This is a genomic window from Methylovorus glucosotrophus, from assembly GCF_009858335.1.
Taxonomy (GTDB): domain Bacteria; phylum Pseudomonadota; class Gammaproteobacteria; order Burkholderiales; family Methylophilaceae; genus Methylovorus; species Methylovorus glucosotrophus.
Window position 1 is genome coordinate 646364 of sequence record NZ_VMSE01000001.1, and the last position, 18389, is coordinate 664752.

Genomic DNA, 18389 nt, shown 5'->3' on the forward strand with positions numbered 1-18389 from the left:
CGCGTTTCTTTACCGTTTCTGGAGGGCGCTCGTATTGATATCCAGTTTAACGGCAGTTTGTTCGTCGGCTTTAACTACCATCGCTTTTTCAAAGAGGGCATTTTCGTTGCTTTGCGCGTAATGCCAGACAGCCAGGGTGTAAGGGCCGTTGGGCACATTGCTGAGGGTGGCTTTGCCGGTGCTGTCGCTCAAGGCGAAATAAGGCGTATCCACCACGCGAATGAAGGCCAGCATCTGGTCGTGGATATTGCAACCCAGCACCACCGTCCCCGCCTTGTCGAACACTACCGGTGTGCTGGGGACGCCAGAATACAGCTTCAGCTCAAAGGTTTTGGCGGGCGAGAAGGAATAAACATGATGTTTCACCTTGTCCCGATTGGGGAAGCTTACGCTGGTGCCGGTTTGCACTACGCTGACCAGCGGCAGAAACTGGCGGTTTTTCTGTTCGACGGCTGCGGTGCCTGGAACGGGCAAGGCGAGTTTGGTATTGGGTTCTGCCCATACCACGGCATCTGGCAGCGGGGTACCACTGGCATCGGTGACGGTGATGGTCAGCTCCGCTGCCCATGTGCTGTATGCAACAAGCAGGAATGCTACTGTCAGCAGCCTGAGGGAACGACGGAGAAGGGAAGGCTGCATAGGGGATTCCTGACAGGGTTAATGCGCGACGATATCGCGTTTCATGGGCGCCAGTATTTTCAGCAGCTCGTTCTTTTCGCGTGTGCCCACGTGCTGGTGATCCAGCGCAGTGCGCATAGCATCCACCATCAGCTCAAATTCCGCATTGGTAATTCTGGCATCGGCATGCGCATTTTCCATGGTTTCACCTTCGTACTGACAGCCGCCGCCGGTGAGTGAGCAAAGCTGTCTGACGATGCTCTCTTTCAGCACTGGCAGCTTGACGCCATCAAACGAGCGGCTGGTTTTGGGGTCCTGGCTGACCTTGTCTATGGTTTCATCGACCACCGCCGTCAACACCGCATTTCCGCCGATACGATCATACAGACTGCGCTCGGGCTTGACCGGGCTGCAGGCACATACAAAGGCGACTAAAAAGATGAGGCTGGCGATAGAGAATGGCTTCATGTTTTGCATTTTATGCCGTAACTGAAATGATGGATTTCGACGGGAATGCTGCCAATTCTGGCGCAGCACCAAGCCTGAAATGATGGATTTCCCGTGTGTGATGCCTTGGCATCATAACGAATAATTAATTGTGTCGGATATTGAATAAGTATGGTGCGTGAAAAAATGATGGCAAGACGATGGAAAAAATGGGGGATGTGCCTGTTGCTCAATCTGGCAATGGCTGGGCAAGCACAGGCGGGTGATCGTCTGCTGGCAACCGGTGGTGTCAGTCAGGTGGAGGGTTCTGGTGGCGGCGGGTTGGTGCCCTGGGCACTGATTTCAGGCTACAGCACCGACCAGCAGGTCAGCGCGACCGGCTTTTATACCGAGGCCCGCACGCGCGGCGGTTTTGATCTGAATGTGGTCGGGGTCAGCGTGGGCATTGCCAACCGGCTTGAGCTGTCGCTGTCTCAGCAGCATTTTGGCCTGGGCAGTACGGTGCACGGCGAGACCATACGCATGAATACGGCGGGCATCAAGCTGCGCCTGTTTGGCGATGCGGTGTATGACCAGGATCGCTGGTGGCCGCAGGTGGCGGTGGGCATGCATCTCAAGCACAACGAGGATTTTGATCGCATTCCCACCGCGCTCGGCGCCAAGCATGCCAGCGGGACAGATTTTTATGTCGCCGCCACCAAGCTGTATCTGGACGCTGTGGGGGGACATAACCTGCTGCTGGGGGCGACCTTGCAGGCGACCAAGGCCAATCAGTTTGGCCTGCTGGGTTTTGGCGGCGACCGCCATGATGATTACCGTGCGCAGCTGGGGGTGTCAGCCGCGGTGATGCTCACCGACCGCACGCTGCTGGGGGCCGAGTATCGCAGCAAGCCCAATAATCTCAGCGTGTATCGCGAAGACGACGCCAAGGATATCTTCCTCACCTGGTTTGCCCACCGCAACTTCTCGATTACCGCAGCCTATTTGGATCTGGGCCGCATCGCCGACAAGGATAACCAGACCGGCTGGTACCTGTCGGGTCAGCTCGGGTTCTAAGTCCCAGCCATGAAAAAGCTCAAGGCGCCGGATTCATGTAGGTAAGATGCAGCGCCTCGATTTCCTGCAGGATCTCCTGGCTTAAGCGGGTTTGCCAGGCGGCAATATTTTCCTGCAGCTGGGTCATGCTGGTGGCGCCAATGATGGTGCTGCTGACAAACCAGCGCTGATAGACAAACGCCAGCGCCAGCTGCGTGGGGGTCAGGCCATGGCGGCGTGCCAGTGCGGCGTAAGCGGCGCTAGCCGGGCCGACATTCGGTTTTTTGTAGCGCTGGGCGTAGCCCAGAAACATGGTGACCCGGCCCACGGCTTGCGGGTCATCAATATATTTGCCGGTGAGGTGACCAAACGCCAGGGGCGAGTAGGCCAGCAGGCCGACGTTTTCGCGATACAGCACTTCGGTCATGCCGAATTCCATGCCGCGGTTGATCAGGTTGTAGCAGTTTTGCACCGTCGCCACGCGCGGCAGATCGTATTCCTTGGCAATACGCAGAAACTCCATCAACCCCCAGGGCTGCTCGTTAGACAGCCCGATGTAGCGGATTTTGCCTTCTTTCACCAGCTCGGCCAGCGTTTCCAGCTGGTTGCGTATGCTTACCCATTCCTTTTGCTGGCCGTTTTCAAACTCCTGGGCGGGGTCGAATTGATACTGACCAAACATCGGCACATTGCGCTCAGGCCAGTGCAGCTGGTAAAGATCAATATAGTCGGTTTGCATGCGCTGCAAAGAGCCCTCAATGGCGGCGCGGATGTTGGCGCGATCCAGCGATGGCGGGCCGCCGCGTATCCAGCCCAGGCCGCGCCGGGGGCCTGCCACCTTGCCACTCAGAATAATCTTGTCGCGCGGCTGGTGTTTCAGCCAGTTGCCCACCATGGTTTCGGTGCGCGTGTAGGTTTCGGCCTTGGGCGGCACCGGATACATCTCGGCGGTATCAATGAAATTGATGCCCTGGGCGATGGCGTAATCCAGCTGCTGATGCGCCTCGGCCTCGGTGTTCTGGTCGCCATAGGTCATGGTGCCCAGGCAGATGGGCGAAACGTGCAGGTCGGTGTGGGCGAGTGGGCGTAATTGCATGGGATATGGGCGCGTTGCGTAAAAACCAAAGTGTACGTCAATTTGCGTAGAAAGCTGAAACCGGGCCGGTCACGGGTTGTTGCCCGCAGGGTGGGTGAGTATGATGCTAGTTCTGTTCAAATCTGCTGATCAATCTCATGACTTATTGTGTTGCCCTGCTGCTGGATGAAGGTCTGGTGTTTGCCTCGGATACCCGCACCAATGCTGGTGTGGATCAGGTTGCCATCTTCCCCAAGATGAATATTTTTGAAGTGCCGGGCGAGCGGGTGATCACCTTGCTGACGGCGGGCAATCTGGCGATCACGCAAGCCGTGGTCAATCGCCTGCGCGAAGCCATCAAGGCCGAAGACGGTGCACACCTCAATAATGTCAGCAGCATGTTTGAGGCCGCCCAGCTGGTGGGCGATGTCATGCGCGAAGTGTTTGAGCGCGATGCCGAGCATCTCAAGAACCACAATACCGATTTCAATGCCAGCATCCTGCTGGGCGGCCAGATCCAGGGTGAAAAGCCCAGACTCTTCAATATCTACGCCGCCGGCAACTTTATTGAAAGCTGTCGCGAAACCCCGTATTTCCAGATTGGCGAAACCAAGTACGGCAAACCCATCATTGACCGCGTAGTGAAGTACAACAGCGACATGATGGATGCAGTGAAGTGCGTGCTGATCTCGTTCGATTCCACCATCCGCAGCAATATCTCGGTGGCGGCGCCTATCGACCTCATGCTGTATCGCGTCGATAGCCTTAACGCCAACTGTCGCCAGCGCATAGAAGAAAAAGACCCGTACTACGCCACCATCCGTCAGGGCTGGTCGGAAGGCCTGAAATCCGTCTTCAGCGGCTTGCCCAGTCCAGACTGGTGCTAGTGCTCGCTTACGCGGTATCCGGCATGTGCCAGGGCAGGTAGCCTGACTTCACCATCTGCAGCTTGTTCTCGTGCAGATGATATCGACACACGGGAAACAGGCCTCCTGCAATCTCGGCGCTGGCATATACGGCCAGCGTGATCGTGTTTATTTCCAGTGATATTTCCGGCAATGCCAATCCGGCAAGTTTCTGCTGCACGTCGTTCATGGGGAGGCGCCGACGGTAAAACCCCGCCGTGATATGCGGCACGTAAGACTGTGTTTCGGCCGCGCGCAGTCTGGCGCGCATCGCGTGCAAGGGTTCGATGTCGCCTTTCAATCCCAGGTAAGCCGCGGTGGTAAAGCTGTCAGCCGCCCCCGTGCTCAGCTGCAGCGAGGCGGGCGATGAAGTCTGCAAACCGGCGATGTCGCGATGAAAGTCAGCCTCGGTGTAGCTGTGCGCGTCCGTGGCATAGGCTTGCGGAAAACCGCACACCGCCAGCGTGATATGCGGCTGGCGCCGATAGTCCGGCAGCAGCCAGTCGCCCAGATGGCGGCGCATCGCGCTGATGTGGGCGCGCATCTCTGCCGTATCCGCCTCCACTATCCATACCGCATAAAACGGTCGGCCCAGATGCCAGCGTACAAAGTTATCAGCGCGGCAGGCGGTGGTGTGCGAGGCCATCTCCTCAATGCTCGTTGTACTGATGATGTCTGCGGCAGTTGAACTCAAGATAATGGCGCTGTCTGATGGCATGCGAAGGCGGATGTGTGGATATCGCAAGGCCTCACGCAGCGTGTGCTTCGAGCAGGCTTTTCAGGTTGGCAAGGTCGCGCAGCACCCAGGCCTCGTCTTCGGCAAATTGTTCATCACTGATGCCGGGCTGGCGAAACAGGGTGAACATCAGCTCGGCGGCATTGCCGTTGGCGATCACCCGCATGGGGATGTAGATCTCGTTATCGTCATCCGGGTAAACCCAGTGGTCGAGCACGCCATGGTCATTCGCTTCGCAAAAACATATACGGATAGGACCTTCCGGTCCGTCCGCCACCCAGTCATCCTGCACCCGGCGGATGCCACGGCCCAGCCCGGTGGCCCATGCAGAAAGATTCTCCGGTTGTGCCGCAAAGCGGTAGACCTCTTGCCATGGCCGCTGGATCACGATGCTGATAATGCAGGAAAGCGTGGCTGTGCTCATGAGAAAACCCTTGGGGTTGATGAGGACGGATCAATATAATACTACCTTGGGTCAGCCGCCCGCCTGGGCGATTGCACCTGATTTTATGAGCACCTCTTTTTTCTGAAAGTTCGGCTTGAGCGATCTGGATTCTGTTTTTTCCCTTGAAGGTCCGCTGGCTGCCAGCATTCCCGGCTACCGCACCCGCGTGCAGCAGCTGGAAATGGCCAAGGCCATTGAAGAAGCCATCAAGCTGGGTCGCCAGCTGGTGGCCGAAGCGGGCACGGGGACCGGCAAAACCTTTGCCTATCTGGTGCCCGCTCTGCTCTCCGGTGGCAAGGTCATTGTGTCGACTGGCACCAAAACCCTGCAGGATCAGCTGTTCAATCGCGATCTGCCCGCCGTGCGCGATGCGCTCAAGGTGCCCGTGACCGTCGCCATGCTCAAGGGCCGCGCCAATTATGTCTGCCACTTTCACCTTGAACGCGCCATGAACGAGGGGCGATTTATCTCGCGTGAAGATGCCAATTATGTGCACAAGATTCGCGCCTTTGCCGACAACAGCTCCACCGGCGACAAAAGCGAGCTGACCGATGTGCCGGAAAACGCCACCATCTGGCCCGCGGTGACTTCCACCCGCGATAACTGCATGGGGCAGGAGTGCGCTTTTTACAAGGAATGTTTTGTCATGGAAGCGCGCAAGCGCGCGCTGGCTGCCGATGTGGTGGTGGTCAACCATCACCTGTTTTTTGCCGATGTGATGCTGCGCGATGAAGGCGTAGCCGAACTGTTGCCCAGCGCCAATACCGTGATTTTTGACGAGGCACACCAGCTGCCGGAAGTCGCCGGGCTGTTTTTTGGTGAAGATGTTTCCACCAGTCAGCTGATGGAGCTGGCACGCGATGCCCATGCCGAATACATCACCACCGCCAAGGATTGCACCGCCTTGCCCGAAGCCACCGCTGCGCTGGAAAAAGCCGTGCGCGATTTTCGGCTGGTGTTCAGTTTTGAAGGCAGCCGCATGCCGGTGCAAAAAGCCCAGGCGCTTAAAAACTTTGATTCGGCCTACGCCACCATGCAGGAAAAGCTCAATGTGCTGGCGCAAGTGCTGGAAAGCCAGGCCGAGCGCGACCCTGCCATTGAAAACTGCTGGCAGCGTGGTCTGGCCCTGCAGCAAAAACTGCAAGCCTGGCAAAAAGCCGACAACGCCAACCTTGTGCGCTGGGTGGAAGTCTTCAGCCAATCCGTGCAGTTGCATGCCACACCGCTTTCCGTGGCGGAAGGCTTTGGCAAGCAGCTGAACGCCCAGCCGCGCGCCTGGATATTCACCTCGGCCACGCTCGCCGTCAAAAGCGATTTCAGCCACTACCTTGGCCAGATGGGCCTGCAAGAAGCTACCACCGGCTACTGGAACAGCCCGTTTGATTATGGCCAGCAAGCCCTGCTCTATGTGCCGAATGGCATGCCGGAGCCCAACAGCCCCGGCTACAGCGCCGCCGTTGCGGCCGCCGCCTTGCCGGTGATCCGCGCCAGCCGTGGCCGCGCCTTTGTGCTGAGCACCAGCCTGCGTGCCATGCGCGAAATCCATGCCCTGCTCAAGGATGCTTTCTCAAGCGAAGGCATGGAATATCCGTTGCTCATGCAGGGCGAAAGCGCCCGTACCGAACTGCTGGACCGCTTTCGCGCCCTGGGCAACGCCGTGCTGGTGGGCTCGCAAAGCTTCTGGGAAGGCGTGGATGTCCGCGGCGAAGCCTTGAGCGCCGTCATTATCGACAAGCTGCCCTTCGCTCCGCCCGATGACCCGGTGCTCGCTGCGCGCATCGACAAAATGAACGCCGAAGGCCGCAATGCCTTTATGGAATACCAGCTGCCGTATTCCGTGATCACCCTCAAGCAAGGCGCCGGCCGCCTGATCCGCGACGAAGCCGACCGCGGCGTGCTGATGATCTGCGACCCCAGGCTGATCGCCAAACACTACGGCCGCCGTATCTGGCAAAGCCTGCCCCCTTTCAAGCGCACGCGGGATATTGCCGAGGTGGAGGCGTTTTTTGAGCAGGCTGCAGACGATGCGCTCGCAGAGGCTGGCAAAGCCTGACTTCAGGGTTAGGCCATCTTCCACTCCTCCGGCATCACCTCTACCAGATAATCCACAAACACCCGCAGCTTGTGGGTCATGGCGTGCTTGTCCTGATAGCTCACATAAAAATCCAGCGGTTCAATATCGGCGGTCACGGCGCCTTCGCTGGTTGCATGCCCGGTAAACAAGGCTTCCAGCTGGCCGCTGTCGATCAGCGGTTGGGCGACGAAAGCGCCCAGGCGGGCAATGCCTGCACCACCCACCGCGAGGCGGGCGAGGGCGTCGATGTCATTGCTGTTGACGGTGGGGGTGATGTCTGGCTCGAAGCGCAAGCCATCGCGCAGAAAGCCCCAGCCCAGCATGCGGCCACTGGCGGGCACGCGAAACGTCAGGCAGGCGTGGTGCGATAGCTCTTCAGGCTGGGTAGGGCGTCCGGCACGGGCGAGGTAGTCGGGCGATGCGCAAAACAGGATGGGCACGCGGGCAATATGGCGCGCGATCATGCCGGGCTCCAGTTGCTGCTTGAAGCGGATGCTGATGTCGATGTTTTCGGTGATGTGGTCGATGGGGTTATCGGTCGTGATGAGTTCGACCGAGATGCGCGGATAGCGGCGCATGAAGGGCGGAATCATGTCGGCAATGACATTGCGACCAAATGCGGCCGAGCAGGCGATGCGCAGGCGACCTTGCGGTTCGCCCTGAAATTCGGTGATGCTGGATTTGGCGAGCTCCAGATCGCGCAGAATATCTTTCACGGCGTTGTAGTAAAGCTGTCCGGCGTCCGTCAGCGCCATGCTGCGGGTGGAGCGGCTGAGCAGGCGTATGCCCAGCGTGGTTTCCAGCCGCTGAATATTCTGGCTGGCGGCCGCCGCCGTAATGCCGATCTGGCGGGCGCCAGCGGCAATGCTGCCGTGCTCCACGGCGCGGACAAAGGTCTCGATGCTGCGCAGGGTATCCATAATCTATTGGCTGCCAATATTGATATGATTCGATAGTTTATCTTGCGAATGTAACAAGCTCCAGCTATCTATTGCGCGGGCAGGCTTTGCGATAAAGTGGCATCAACAGTGCAGCATTAATGGAAAGGAAAGATCATGCAAGATATTCAAATCAAGGCGCAGCGCCTGCCTAAAATTCCAGCGCGTTATACCCCCGTGGCTTTTGCCTTTTACATGGCGGGCATCATGGCCTTGCTGATGTCGTTCGTCATTGTGGCCATCAATGGCGGCATAGGGCATCACTATATCGCCAGCGTATTCCACGCTTACTCGATGGCGATGCCGGTGGCTTTCTGCTGTGTACTGATGGTACGTCCGGTCGTGGTGAAGCTGGTGGCGCTGACGGTGGCCCCGCCTGCCTGAGAATTTCGGGTGTGACGTTTGCACAGAACCATGGTCAGACACGCCATGGGATTAACATGAAGGAATGATGAGATGAATGTAACAAGCAATAATCTGGTGATCGGTTTCATAGGCCTGGGAGCCATGGGCGAGGGCATGGTGGCCAATCTGCTGGCCGCAGGGCATGCGGTGCGCGTGTATAACCGCAGCGCTGAAAAAGCCGCCGCCTCGGTCGCCAAAGGGGCCGTGCTGAGCGATACGCCTTTTGCCGCCGCGCAGGATGCCGATGTCGTGATTACCATGCTATCGAATGATGCGGTGCTGGAATCGGTCACCCTGGCTGAAAACGGCGTGCTGGCGGCGCTGAAGCCAGGTGCGGTGCATTTGTCCATGAGTACGGTTTCGCCTGACACCTCGCGCAAGCTGGCCGAACTGCATGCGGACAAAGGGGCGCAGTTGCTGGCCGCCCCGGTGTTTGGCCGACCAGACATGGCGGCCGCCAAAAAGTTGTGGATCTGCGTGTCGGGCCATGCGCCGTCGATTACCATTGCCCGCCCGGTGCTGGAGGCCATGAGCCAGGGCATTTTTGAATTTGGTGATGACCCCGGTGCCGCCAACGTGGTGAAGCTCAGCGGCAATTTCATGATTGCCTCCTGTGTGGAAACTATGGCCGAAGTCGCCACGCTGGCCGAGAAAAATGGCATCAAGCCCGAAGCAGTCCTGGGCATGCTCACCAGCACCATCTTTGCCTGCCCCATGTACCAGCGCTATGGTGAACTGATACTGAAGCAGCAGTATGAGCCCGGCTTCAAGCTTTCGCTGGGTTTCAAGGACATGAACCTGATTCAGAAGGTGGCGCTGGAGAGCGCGACGCCGATGCCGTTTCTTGGTATTGTGCAGCAACGCTACCTGAGTGCCATGGCCGAGGGGCGTGAAGGCCAGGATTGGAGCGCGATTGCGCTGAATGCCCGGCATGATGCAGGCCTGCCGGTGCAGCGCCAGTTCTGAATTCAAGAGGTGAGTATGTCTGATCCACGTGTGTTTTTTGCCGCTGAGCGTACCTTGCTGGCCTGGGTGCGCTCCGGCGTGACCATCATGGCACTGGGCTTTGTGGTGGCCAAGTTTGGTTTGTTTCTCACCCTGATGAGTGCAGCTTCTGGCGCCACGCACCTGGTACATCATCATGCCTGGACAGATACCCTGGGCGTGATGCTGGTGGCAGCGGGAGCGCTGGTGATTCTTGGGGCACAGTACAACCATCATCTGTATGTACGCACCTTGCCGGAACATGATGTGCCCACCATGGCACTGCCCTGGATGACGGTGGCCCTTTCACTGTCGGTGGTGCTGTGTGGCGTGCTGCTGGCGATCTATCTGGCGCTGGGGTAAGTAAGGCCTGCGCGTGCTTGCGGCAGTAGGCATGCGCATTTTTCTGTCATGTCAGACTGACATTTTATGACGCTGGCCGCTTGCGGCTGGTATCCAATTTGCTAGATTGTTTATCGTGAAGCGCTTGTACTATGGAGGTTGCGACGATGGATATCCTGCAAGTGGTAAATGCACAAATGAACGCCCTTGGCATGCCCTTATATGCCGTCACCCTGACCGCTGTTCCCCGAGCGGATACTCCCCTGTTACTCATGCTGCACTGGCATGGCTTTCGCCGTGAAGAAGTGGAGGGCCTGCCTTCACGCTTTGCGCCGCTCTATGCCGTGCCGGGCTCAGCGCTGCAACTTAATGAACGCTGGAACCGCATGGAAATGCTGGACGAAGCCATGCTGGAAGCCGGCTGGAAACTCGGCGCCTGGGATGTGGTGCGCGATGCACGGCGTGGCTGCAACTGGATAGGCGCCAGCGAGCAGGAGGCGCTGGAGTGCCGGCAGGCGTTTGGCGATTATTCACCACTGGGCGATCAGGAAGACCACCTGCTGGTAGAGGCCCCCGACCGCCTGGAGATGATGCATCTGGCCGCTGCCGTCGGCTATGTGCGCTGGATGTTCCGCCCGGTGAAAGACAGCATCTGGCGCCAGACCGCCGAGGACGACACGCTGGATGAGGTTGGCGGCCGCAATACGCCATGCCCGGTCAACCCGATTACCTACACCTCCAAAAACCTGCATGTGGCCTATCGCCTTGGCCGCGTAGAGCGCATCATCCTGCCCTGAAACCCTTGCCGTGACTGGCTTGGCGAGGTTGCTGATAATTTTTTTCAGCAACCTCTTGAAATCCTTTTCCCCCACCCATATCAAAAAAACTGTCAGCGTCGGCGGCGGTTGTTCTCATGTCAGGCACCGCCCTGGGCTGAACCTAATGTTGACTAACGTTGATATCGCTAAGGAGATTAGAAATGAGCATTCGTCCCCTTTATGACAGGGTCGTCGTCAAGCGAATTGAAGCGCAACGTACGACCGCTTCCGGCATCGTCATTCCGGATACGGCATCCGAAAAACCCGAGCAGGGCGAGGTGATTGCCACCGGCAACGGCCGCCGTCTGCAAGATGGCACGCAAGTGCCGCTGGAAGTGAAGATCGGTGACCAGGTGCTGTTTGGCAAGTATGCCGGGCAGACCGTCAAGCTGAATGGCGAGGAACTGCTGGTGCTGCGCGAGGAAGATATTCTCGGCGTGGTCGAGTCCAGTGATGCCAGGCTCAAGAAAGTCGCTTGATCCTCATTGTTAACCGTTTAATTCTGGATATATCAGGAGAACATCAACATGGCTGCAAAAGAAGTCAAATTTCATGACCACGCACGTACGCGCATCGTCCAGGGCGTCAATGTACTGGCCGATGCCGTGAAAGTGACTTTGGGCCCCAAGGGCCGCAACGTGCTGATCGAGCGCAGTTTTGGCGCTCCGGTCATTACCAAGGATGGCGTATCGGTCGCCAAGGAAATCGAACTGCAGGACAAGTTTGAAAACATGGGTGCCCAGATGGTAAAGCAGGTGGCCTCCAAGACGGCGGACATCGCTGGCGATGGCACTACCACCGCCACCGTGCTGGCCCAGGCCATTGTGCAGGAAGGCATGAAGCACGTGGTCGCCGGTGTGAACCCCATGGACTTGAAGCGCGGCATTGATAAAGCCGTGAATGCTGTGGTGGATGAGCTGCACAAGCTGTCCAAGCCGATTACCACCAACAAGGAAATCGCCCAGGTAGGTTCCATTTCCGCCAACTCCGACCATGCCATTGGCAAGATCATCGCCGATGCCATGGAAAAAGTCGGCAAGGAAGGGGTGATCACCGTTGAAGATGGCAAGTCGCTGGAAAATGAGCTGGATGTGGTGGAAGGCATGCAGTTCGACCGTGGCTATCTCAGCCCTTACTTCATCAATAATCCGGAAAAGCAGACCGTCGAGTTTGATGATCCGCTGATCCTGCTTTACGACAAGAAGATCAGCAGCATCCGCGATCTTCTGCCCACCCTGGAAAATGTGGCGAAAGCCGGCAAGCCTTTGCTGATCATCGCCGAAGACCTTGAAGGTGAAGCCCTGGCAACGCTGGTGGTGAACAGCATGCGTGGCATTCTCAAGGTCGCGGCGGTCAAGGCACCAGGATTCGGCGATCGCCGCAAGGCCATGCTGGAAGACATTGCCATCCTTACCGGTGCCACCGTGATCTCGGAAGAAACCGGCAAGCAGCTGGAAAAAGCCACACTGGAAGACCTGGGCCGCGCCAAGCGCGTGGAAGTGCAAAAGGAAAACACCATCATCATTGATGGCGCTGGCGAGCAAAAAGCCATCGAAGCCCGCGTCAAGGCGATCCAGGCCCAGATTGAGGAAAGCAGCTCCGACTATGACCGCGAAAAACTGCAGGAACGTGTGGCCAAGCTGTCTGGCGGTGTTGCCGTGATCAAGGTCGGCGCTGCCACCGAAGTGGAGATGAAGGAGAAGAAAGACCGCGTAGACGATGCCCTGCATGCCACCCGCGCTGCGGTGGAAGAGGGCATCGTGCCTGGCGGTGGTGTGGCGCTGTTGCGTGCCCGCAGCCGCATTGCGGACCTCAAGGGCGACAACGCCGATCAGGATGCCGGTATCCGCATTGTGCTGCGTGCGATTGAAGCGCCGCTGCGCGCGATTGCCGCCAATGCCGGTGATGAGCCTTCGGTGGTCATCAACAAGGTGCTGGCTGGCTCTGGTAACTTTGGCTACAACGCCGCCACCGGCGAGTATGCCGATCTGGTGGAAACCGGCGTGGTAGACCCCACCAAGGTTACCCGCACCGCGCTGCAAAATGCGGCCTCGGTGGCCAGCCTGATCCTCACCACGGATGCCTCGATTGCCGAGCTGCCAAAAGAGGAAAAGGCCGCTGCTCCGGCCATGCCGGACATGGGCTACTAAGCCTGGCCTGAGACGACATCCTGTCACGGTGATCACGCCGGCAGGATGAAAAAAGCCCTTCCAGTATCCGCTGGAAGGGCTTTTTTTATGGGCTGATCAACTCAGGTGGTGGCGCTTGGGCTGGCTGTCGGCTGCTGACGCGGCCAGCTGGCAAAACTGACAGCGCCAATCACCAGGGCGGCCCCGGTCAGTTGTATCGTCGTGGGCGGCACGCCTTCCATCGCCGCGATCACCATGGAGGTGACCGGTACCAGATTCAGGAAGATGGCGGCCCGGCCTGCGCCCAGGCGGCGAATCCCCGCGTTCCAGCACAAGTAAGCCAGCACGCCACCGCCTATGGTCATGATCAGCAGCGCTATGGCGGCATGCTGGCCCGGCATAACGAACTGCTCGCCCGAGAGCAGCGCCACTAACGTTAGCGCCAGGGCGCCCACGGTCATGATGGCGGCGGTGCTGGCGATGCCGCTGGTGTCGGTCGGCATCATTTTTTTGACGCAGACGTTATAAGCCGCCCAGCTCAGGCTGGCGAGGAAAATCAGGATGTCGCCGTGCGATATTTCCAGATGCGCGCCTGCGCCGAGCACTACAATCGCCACGCCCAGCAAGCCGATGGGAAACGCCAGCCACTGGCGCATGTGCAGGCGCTCGCCTATGGTGACCCAGGCAATGAGCGCGGTCAGCAATGGATTCAGCGCCATGATCAGGGCGCCATTGACCGCCGAAGTGCTTTGCATGCCGAGGAAAAACAGGAGGTTGAAGCCGAATACGCCTACCAGTCCCAGCACAATATAGGCACGGGCATGGCGTAGGGGAACATGTTCGCCACGGATGTAGGTCAGCGTTAGCATGATCAGTGCGGCCAGCAGGTAACGCGTGGCACCTGCCACTACCGGCGGCATTTCGGCCACGACGGGAATGGCCAGATTGAAGTTGGCGCCCCATTGGATGGCGGCGAACAAGACACAGAAATAAGTAAAAGCGAGACTCAAGGGCAAGGTTCCTGATGAGGTGGCGGCAGCTCAGGCCGGAAGGTCAAGGTCGATGGCGAGCGATTTGGCAATGATCACTCGCCCGCCATGGTATTGGCTGAATAACGCCAGGGCTGGAGCGAGCCAGGGTGCCAGCTGGGCTTTCCACTCGGGGCTGGCTTCGGCAGATTCCAGGCTGAACAGCGGGGTTTCTTCTGGCGAGTTGGCAGAGCGCAGAGTGCGGAAATGCAGGCGGATTATAACCTGTCCAGCCCAGGCAAAAACAAGGGCATGTGACTCCACGCACAAGGCAAGCTGGCGCCCATTCTCCAGATGTAGGATGGCGGCCTGCCGGCTTTGTGGCTCGATGCGCATATCAGGCGGGCAGCCAGCCTTCTTCCTGCATCACCTGGGTAATGGCCGGCACCAACGCATCCGGCAGGCGGATGATGGTGAGTGCGGCCTCGCGGCCTTGTGGCGATGTCTTGCGCAAGGTCTTGCGCAGAATATCCAGCAGTTTTGGCGTGTCGTAATCCGGGTGCTGCTCGACAAAGGCTTGCAGGTAGTCCTCCACAAACACCAGCACGATCACGTCCTCCAGCGTTTGCATATCCGGATCGCTAAGCGGAGCGGCCTTGCCCACCAACTGGGCCACGCGCTGGATAGTGATGTCGTCATAGCCAACGTCACGCAGGATGTTGGAGGCAAGCTGGGCATGCATGGCTTTCAGGGCGTTGCGCCATTGATGATAGCCAGGCTTGGTCATGGGGTAGCTGTCGCGCGCAATGCTCCAGCGGCAGATGTGCTGGCAGCGGGCGGCCAGCTGCAGCACCTCGCTGGCATCGGGCCGGTAGCGCTGCAGCATGGCGCTCATGCGCTGGGCATACAGCAGCTCATTGGGGATGGCATTGCCATCCACCACCGTGTGCTTGGGGTCCTGGGCGTTGCGGGCATCAAAGGCATCCAGTGCCTGTTGCAGCTGAGGGCTGATCATATAGTTTCCTGGGTATAGTCTGTATATATTGCAGTGCGCCTAGCGCTGGCCGGGGACACGCAACGGGTCCAGCAGGGGTTTCAGGCCATTGTGGTCCAGCTCCTGCATCAGGGCCAGCAGGCGGCCGATCTCTCCGGGCGGAAAGCCTTCGCGGGCAAACCAGTTGAGGTAATTACCCGGCAGGTCTGCCAGCAGTCTGCCCTTGTATTTGCCATAGGGCATTTGCATGGTCACCAGGCGGTGCAGGTCTTCGGGCTTCATGGCGCAGTGTGCTCGTCATCATTCGCCATGGCGATGGCGGCTGCGATGGAAGGCGCATAGAGCTTGGCGATGCAGGCCTGGCCTTCGCGTGCCAGATGTGCGCGTACCAGTTCCAGCACCTGATCCAGCGACAGATACTGCCCGGTGGCCTGGGGGCTGACCCGCTGCTGCGCCCGTGGCAGCAGCGTATAAATGGCGCCATCGGCATCAATCAGACGATCGCGTGCATGATAAATATGGTGCTGCAGGTCGGCCGCAGCTTGCCACTGCGCCAGACTGCCAATGTAGGCCAGCTCGGGCTGGCCATCAAAATGCACAATCGCGGGCCAATGTGGGTGGGCAGGAGCGGGGCTAGGGGACATGCCCGCATGGTAACCATGCCCTTGCCTGCTGGCAACCCGTTTGCTGCTGTCAGGGTGACACGCCAACGGTGCGGCAGCCCTGCGTTACAATGCCTGGTACCCCAGAATGCCGAGCACATTTTCATGCAGCCCATCGTGATTCCTGACAGCGAATTTGAACTGACCGCCATGCGGGCGCAGGGCGCGGGCGGGCAGAACGTCAACAAGGTCTCCAGCGCGGTGCATTTGCGCTTTGATATCCGCGCCTCTTCGCTGGATGAGGCGCACAAGGCCAGACTGCTGGCGCTGCGGGATGCCCGGGTGAGCAGCGAAGGTGTGCTCATCATCAAGGCGCAGCGCCATCGCAGCCAGCTGCTTAATCGGCAGGATGCCATCGAGCGTCTGCATGCCTGGGTAAACCAGGTGGCGCGGCCGCCCGCCGTGCGCCATGCCACACGGCCCACACTGGCTTCGCGCAAAAGAAGGCTGGAGGGCAAGACGCGGCGCGGGCATATCAAGGCAATGCGTGGCAAAATAGCGGCTGAATAACAGACTGAAGTTTTTATGCGGCTGCTCGCACTCGATACCTCTACCGAATACCTTTCCCTGGCGCTCTATCTGGATGGCCGCGTGTTGACGCGCGAGCTGCATGCCGGACAGACGCATTCCCAGCGCATCCTGCCTTTGCTGCGCGAGTTGCTGGACGAAGCCGGACTCGCCATGACCGATCTGGATGGCATTGCCTTTGGCGCCGGGCCCGGTTCGTTCACCGGCTTGCGCATAGGCTGTGGCGTGGCGCAGGGCCTTGCGTTTGGCGCGGGTCTGCCGGTGGTGGGTGTCTGCACTCTGCTCGCTCTGGCCCAGGCCAGCGACGCTGACCAGGTGATTGCCTGCCTGGATGCGCGCATGGGCGAGGTGTACCACGCCGTGTATCGTCGGCAAGGCGATGCCTGGCATGAAGCCATCGCCCCAGGCTTATACAAGCCGGAAGACGTGCCCGCCGTCGAGGGTGCTGGCTGGGTCGGGATTGGCAGCGGTTGGGCCAGTTATGCCGATGCGCTCCATGCCGCTTATTCGGAACAAGTGGCGAGCACGCAGCCAGACCGCTATCCACGTGCGCAGGAAATTGTGGCTTTGGCCTTGCCGGTGTTTGCCGCGGGTGAAGGGCGCCCGGCAGCTGAAGCAGCGCCTTTGTATATTCGTAACAAGGTCGCGCTCAAAACCAGCGAGCGCGCCAAGATGGCAGGGCTGAAATGAACGCCGTGCTCAAGCCCCGTGTGGCATTCCGCCCCATGCAGAAAGGCGATCTGGATACCATCGTCGCCATCGAACAGGTGATTTTTCCTTACCCATGGACCCGCGGCAATTTCATGGATTCGCTGAATGCGGGCCACAGCTGCTGGGTTATGCAACAGGATGAGACTATCGTCGGCTATGCCATCGTCATGATGGTGCTGGATGAAGCGCATCTCCTGAATATCAGTGTGGCGCAGGCCATGCAGGGCAGGGGGCTGGGCCGCCTGCTGCTGGAGCATGTCATGCAGATCGGCCGTCAGTATGGTGGCCTCAATATGTTTCTGGAAGTGCGGCCATCCAACACCTCGGCATTGCGTTTGTATGAAAGCATGGGCTTTAATGAAATGGCCATCCGCCGCAATTACTACCCGGCCAAGCACGGCCGCGAAGATGCCGTGCTGATGGGAGCAGCGCTATGAGCCTGACGCGCGAAGACATGCTGCGCGAACTGGAGCTGCTGCCGGCCTGGCATCTGCGGCAGCCGCTTCCGATGCCTGCGGCACCCCTTGAAGCGGCGCCTGCAGCCTCCGTTGAAATCCCGGCATCAACTCCCTTGCCGTCACCTGAAGCGCAGCATGCCGCGGAGCCAGTAACCGCAACTCTGCCCACGCCAGCAAGTGAGGAAGTACTCACGGATGAGCCTGTAAGCGCTGCTGCCATCACGCCTTTAAGCGCAATGGATAACGGCGCCGCTTCTCCTTTGAACGCGGATGCAACAAGCCATGCTGCCTATGCCCTGCCCGATGCAGACACTGTTGTTGCCGCTGGCGTGGCGGCGGATACCACTACTGCAGACACAAATACAGCGGACGATGCATTGAGCACGTCGCCGCCCTGGGATGATGACATTCCTCCTCCGGATGAGATGCTGCTGCCTATCTTCGATGACGATGATCACTTGCCTGATATGGCAACATCACTGGGCCAGGGCCGTCGCGACAGCATTGCCCAGCTGGACTGGCAAGGCCTGCAGTCTTGCGTGGCGAATTGCCAGGCTTGCAGTCTTTCGCGCACCCGCACGCAGACCGTGTTTGGCGTGGGCGATCCTGCCGCCGAATGGCTGATTGTGGGCGAAGCGCCGGGCGCCGAAGAGGACAAGCGTGGCGAGCCCTTTGTCGGCCAGGCCGGGCAGCTGCTGGATAACATGCTGGGGGCGATACAGCTCAAGCGCGGGCAGAATGTGTACATTGCCAATGTGCTCAAGTGCCGCCCGCCGCAAAATCGCGATCCGCAGGGCGAGGAAGTCCAGCAGTGCGATCCTTTTCTCAAGCGTCAGGTGGAACTGATCAAGCCCAAACTGATCCTAGCGTTGGGCAAGTTTGCCGCGCAGTCTCTGCTGAACTCGGAAGCGACCATCGGCAGCATGCGCGGTCGTCTGCATGCATATAACGGTGTGCCGGTCATCGTGACTTATCACCCGGCCTATCTGCTGCGCAACCTGATGGATAAGGCCAAGGCATGGGAAGACTTGTGTCTGGCGCGCGCGACCATGCGCAAACTGCAGGAAGATGCCTTGCAATCGGCAGTGGCACCCTCATCTAAAGACTGAATTCATTT

Annotated in this window: 25 protein-coding genes; 13 read left to right on the forward strand and 12 right to left on the reverse strand. The window is 59.0% G+C overall.

Going from position 1 to position 18389, the window contains the following annotated elements:
• Positions 1-9: 9 nt before the first annotated feature.
• Both FNL37_RS03005 and FNL37_RS03010 read right to left on the reverse strand, forming a co-directional pair.
• Complete coding sequence (locus tag FNL37_RS03005) at positions 10-639, reverse strand: methylamine utilization protein (protein WP_159355080.1); 630 nt, start codon at positions 637-639, stop codon at positions 10-12.
• An 18-nt stretch (positions 640-657) separates the two neighbouring features.
• Positions 658-1095 (reverse strand): group I truncated hemoglobin, encoded by a 438-nt coding sequence (locus FNL37_RS03010; RefSeq protein WP_159355081.1) that lies wholly within the window; start codon positions 1093-1095, stop codon positions 658-660.
• A gap of 141 nt (positions 1096-1236) precedes the next feature.
• Here FNL37_RS03010 and FNL37_RS03015 point away from each other — a divergent pair, with 141 nt between their 5' ends.
• Positions 1237-2121, forward strand: coding sequence for a DUF3034 family protein (locus FNL37_RS03015; protein ID WP_159355082.1), 885 nt, complete (start codon positions 1237-1239; stop codon positions 2119-2121).
• A 19-nt stretch (positions 2122-2140) separates the two neighbouring features.
• On the opposite strand, the gene FNL37_RS03020 is transcribed toward FNL37_RS03015, so the two are convergent.
• Positions 2141-3196 (reverse strand): aldo/keto reductase, encoded by a 1056-nt coding sequence (locus FNL37_RS03020; protein ID WP_159355083.1) that lies wholly within the window; start codon positions 3194-3196, stop codon positions 2141-2143.
• 137 nt (positions 3197-3333) lie between these two features.
• Here FNL37_RS03020 and FNL37_RS03025 point away from each other — a divergent pair, with 137 nt between their 5' ends.
• Positions 3334-4062, forward strand: a complete 729-nt coding sequence (locus FNL37_RS03025) for a proteasome-type protease (RefSeq protein ID WP_013443029.1) — start codon at positions 3334-3336, stop codon at positions 4060-4062.
• A 7-nt stretch (positions 4063-4069) separates the two neighbouring features.
• Here the strand turns inward: FNL37_RS03025 and FNL37_RS03030 are convergent, their stop codons facing one another.
• Together FNL37_RS03030 and FNL37_RS03035 are read right to left on the reverse strand one after the other, a co-directional pair.
• Complete coding sequence (locus FNL37_RS03030; protein WP_244948187.1) at positions 4070-4726, reverse strand: 2'-5' RNA ligase family protein; 657 nt, start codon at positions 4724-4726, stop codon at positions 4070-4072.
• A 103-nt stretch (positions 4727-4829) separates the two neighbouring features.
• Positions 4830-5240, reverse strand: a complete 411-nt coding sequence (locus tag FNL37_RS03035; protein ID WP_159355085.1) for an SRPBCC family protein — start codon at positions 5238-5240, stop codon at positions 4830-4832.
• A gap of 115 nt (positions 5241-5355) precedes the next feature.
• Here FNL37_RS03035 and yoaA point away from each other — a divergent pair, with 115 nt between their 5' ends.
• Positions 5356-7314, forward strand: a complete 1959-nt coding sequence (gene yoaA, locus FNL37_RS03040; RefSeq protein ID WP_159355086.1) for a DNA repair helicase YoaA — start codon at positions 5356-5358, stop codon at positions 7312-7314.
• Between the two features lie 8 nt (positions 7315-7322).
• Here yoaA and FNL37_RS03045 read toward each other — a convergent pair whose 3' ends face one another.
• A complete protein-coding gene (locus FNL37_RS03045) occupies positions 7323-8255 on the reverse strand; it encodes a LysR family transcriptional regulator (RefSeq protein WP_159355087.1) in 933 nt (310 codons plus the stop codon).
• Between the two features lie 135 nt (positions 8256-8390).
• On the opposite strand from FNL37_RS03045, the gene FNL37_RS03050 reads away from it, so the two are divergent.
• The 4 genes from FNL37_RS03050 to FNL37_RS03065 all read left to right on the forward strand — a co-directional run bounded on the left by FNL37_RS03050 (position 8391) and on the right by FNL37_RS03065 (position 10801).
• Positions 8391-8657 carry a DUF2798 domain-containing protein gene (locus FNL37_RS03050; RefSeq protein WP_159355088.1) on the forward strand — a complete coding sequence of 89 codons (267 nt, stop codon included), beginning with the start codon at positions 8391-8393 and terminating at the stop codon, positions 8655-8657.
• 72 nt (positions 8658-8729) lie between these two features.
• Entirely contained in the window at positions 8730-9644 is a 915-nt protein-coding gene (locus FNL37_RS03055) for an NAD(P)-dependent oxidoreductase (protein WP_159355089.1), read from the forward strand.
• Between the two features lie 15 nt (positions 9645-9659).
• Positions 9660-10025 (forward strand): YidH family protein, encoded by a 366-nt coding sequence (locus FNL37_RS03060; protein WP_013443020.1) that lies wholly within the window; start codon positions 9660-9662, stop codon positions 10023-10025.
• Between the two features lie 146 nt (positions 10026-10171).
• The gene (locus FNL37_RS03065) at positions 10172-10801 is read left to right on the forward strand and encodes a hypothetical protein (protein WP_013443019.1); all 630 of its coding nucleotides are present in this window, start codon (positions 10172-10174) and stop codon (positions 10799-10801) included.
• Here the strand turns inward: FNL37_RS03065 and FNL37_RS14060 are convergent.
• Entirely contained in the window at positions 10788-10919 is a 132-nt protein-coding gene (locus FNL37_RS14060; RefSeq protein ID WP_280526107.1) for a hypothetical protein, read from the reverse strand. The genes FNL37_RS03065 and FNL37_RS14060 overlap by 14 nt on opposite strands.
• Positions 10920-10983: 64 nt before the next feature.
• Between FNL37_RS14060 and groES the strand changes: the two genes are divergently transcribed.
• On the forward strand, positions 10984-11301 hold the full coding sequence (groES, locus tag FNL37_RS03070; protein WP_015830840.1) for a co-chaperone GroES: 318 nt from the start codon (positions 10984-10986) through the stop codon (positions 11299-11301).
• A 48-nt stretch (positions 11302-11349) separates the two neighbouring features.
• Positions 11350-12972 (forward strand): chaperonin GroEL, encoded by a 1623-nt coding sequence (groL, locus tag FNL37_RS03075; protein ID WP_159355090.1) that lies wholly within the window; start codon positions 11350-11352, stop codon positions 12970-12972.
• 101 nt (positions 12973-13073) lie between these two features.
• On the opposite strand, the gene FNL37_RS03080 is transcribed toward groL, so the two are convergent.
• The 5 genes from FNL37_RS03080 to FNL37_RS03100 are packed head-to-tail and all read right to left on the reverse strand — an operon-like array spanning position 13074 to position 15557.
• Positions 13074-13961 (reverse strand): DMT family transporter, encoded by an 888-nt coding sequence (locus tag FNL37_RS03080; protein WP_159355091.1) that lies wholly within the window; start codon positions 13959-13961, stop codon positions 13074-13076.
• A gap of 30 nt (positions 13962-13991) precedes the next feature.
• Entirely contained in the window at positions 13992-14315 is a 324-nt protein-coding gene (locus FNL37_RS03085) for a hypothetical protein (RefSeq protein WP_159355092.1), read from the reverse strand.
• Between the two features lies 1 nt (position 14316).
• Complete coding sequence (locus FNL37_RS03090; RefSeq protein WP_159355093.1) at positions 14317-14934, reverse strand: DUF4202 domain-containing protein; 618 nt, start codon at positions 14932-14934, stop codon at positions 14317-14319.
• A 39-nt stretch (positions 14935-14973) separates the two neighbouring features.
• Positions 14974-15195: a DUF3820 family protein gene (locus FNL37_RS03095; RefSeq protein ID WP_013443012.1), complete on the reverse strand. Its 222-nt coding sequence runs from the start codon at positions 15193-15195 to the stop codon at positions 14974-14976.
• Positions 15192-15557, reverse strand: coding sequence for a DUF4144 domain-containing protein (locus FNL37_RS03100; RefSeq protein ID WP_159355094.1), 366 nt, complete (start codon positions 15555-15557; stop codon positions 15192-15194). Before FNL37_RS03100 ends, FNL37_RS03095 begins: the two co-directional genes overlap by 4 nt.
• Before the next feature lie 6 nt (positions 15558-15563).
• Between FNL37_RS03100 and arfB the strand changes: the two genes are divergently transcribed.
• Genes arfB through FNL37_RS14095 form a run of 4 tightly spaced genes read left to right on the forward strand, consistent with a single transcriptional unit; the run spans position 15564 to position 18381 of the window.
• A complete protein-coding gene (gene arfB / locus FNL37_RS03105) occupies positions 15564-16085 on the forward strand; it encodes an alternative ribosome rescue aminoacyl-tRNA hydrolase ArfB (protein ID WP_159355095.1) in 522 nt (173 codons plus the stop codon).
• 15 nt (positions 16086-16100) lie between these two features.
• A complete protein-coding gene (gene tsaB / locus FNL37_RS03110; RefSeq protein ID WP_159355096.1) occupies positions 16101-16793 on the forward strand; it encodes a tRNA (adenosine(37)-N6)-threonylcarbamoyltransferase complex dimerization subunit type 1 TsaB in 693 nt (230 codons plus the stop codon).
• Positions 16790-17251 carry a ribosomal protein S18-alanine N-acetyltransferase gene (rimI, locus tag FNL37_RS03115; RefSeq protein WP_159355097.1) on the forward strand — a complete coding sequence of 154 codons (462 nt, stop codon included), beginning with the start codon at positions 16790-16792 and terminating at the stop codon, positions 17249-17251. The genes tsaB and rimI overlap by 4 nt, the downstream gene beginning before the upstream one ends.
• A complete protein-coding gene (locus FNL37_RS14095) occupies positions 17248-18381 on the forward strand; it encodes a uracil-DNA glycosylase (protein ID WP_159355098.1) in 1134 nt (377 codons plus the stop codon). The genes rimI and FNL37_RS14095 overlap by 4 nt, the downstream gene beginning before the upstream one ends.
• Positions 18382-18389: the final 8 nt, after the last annotated feature.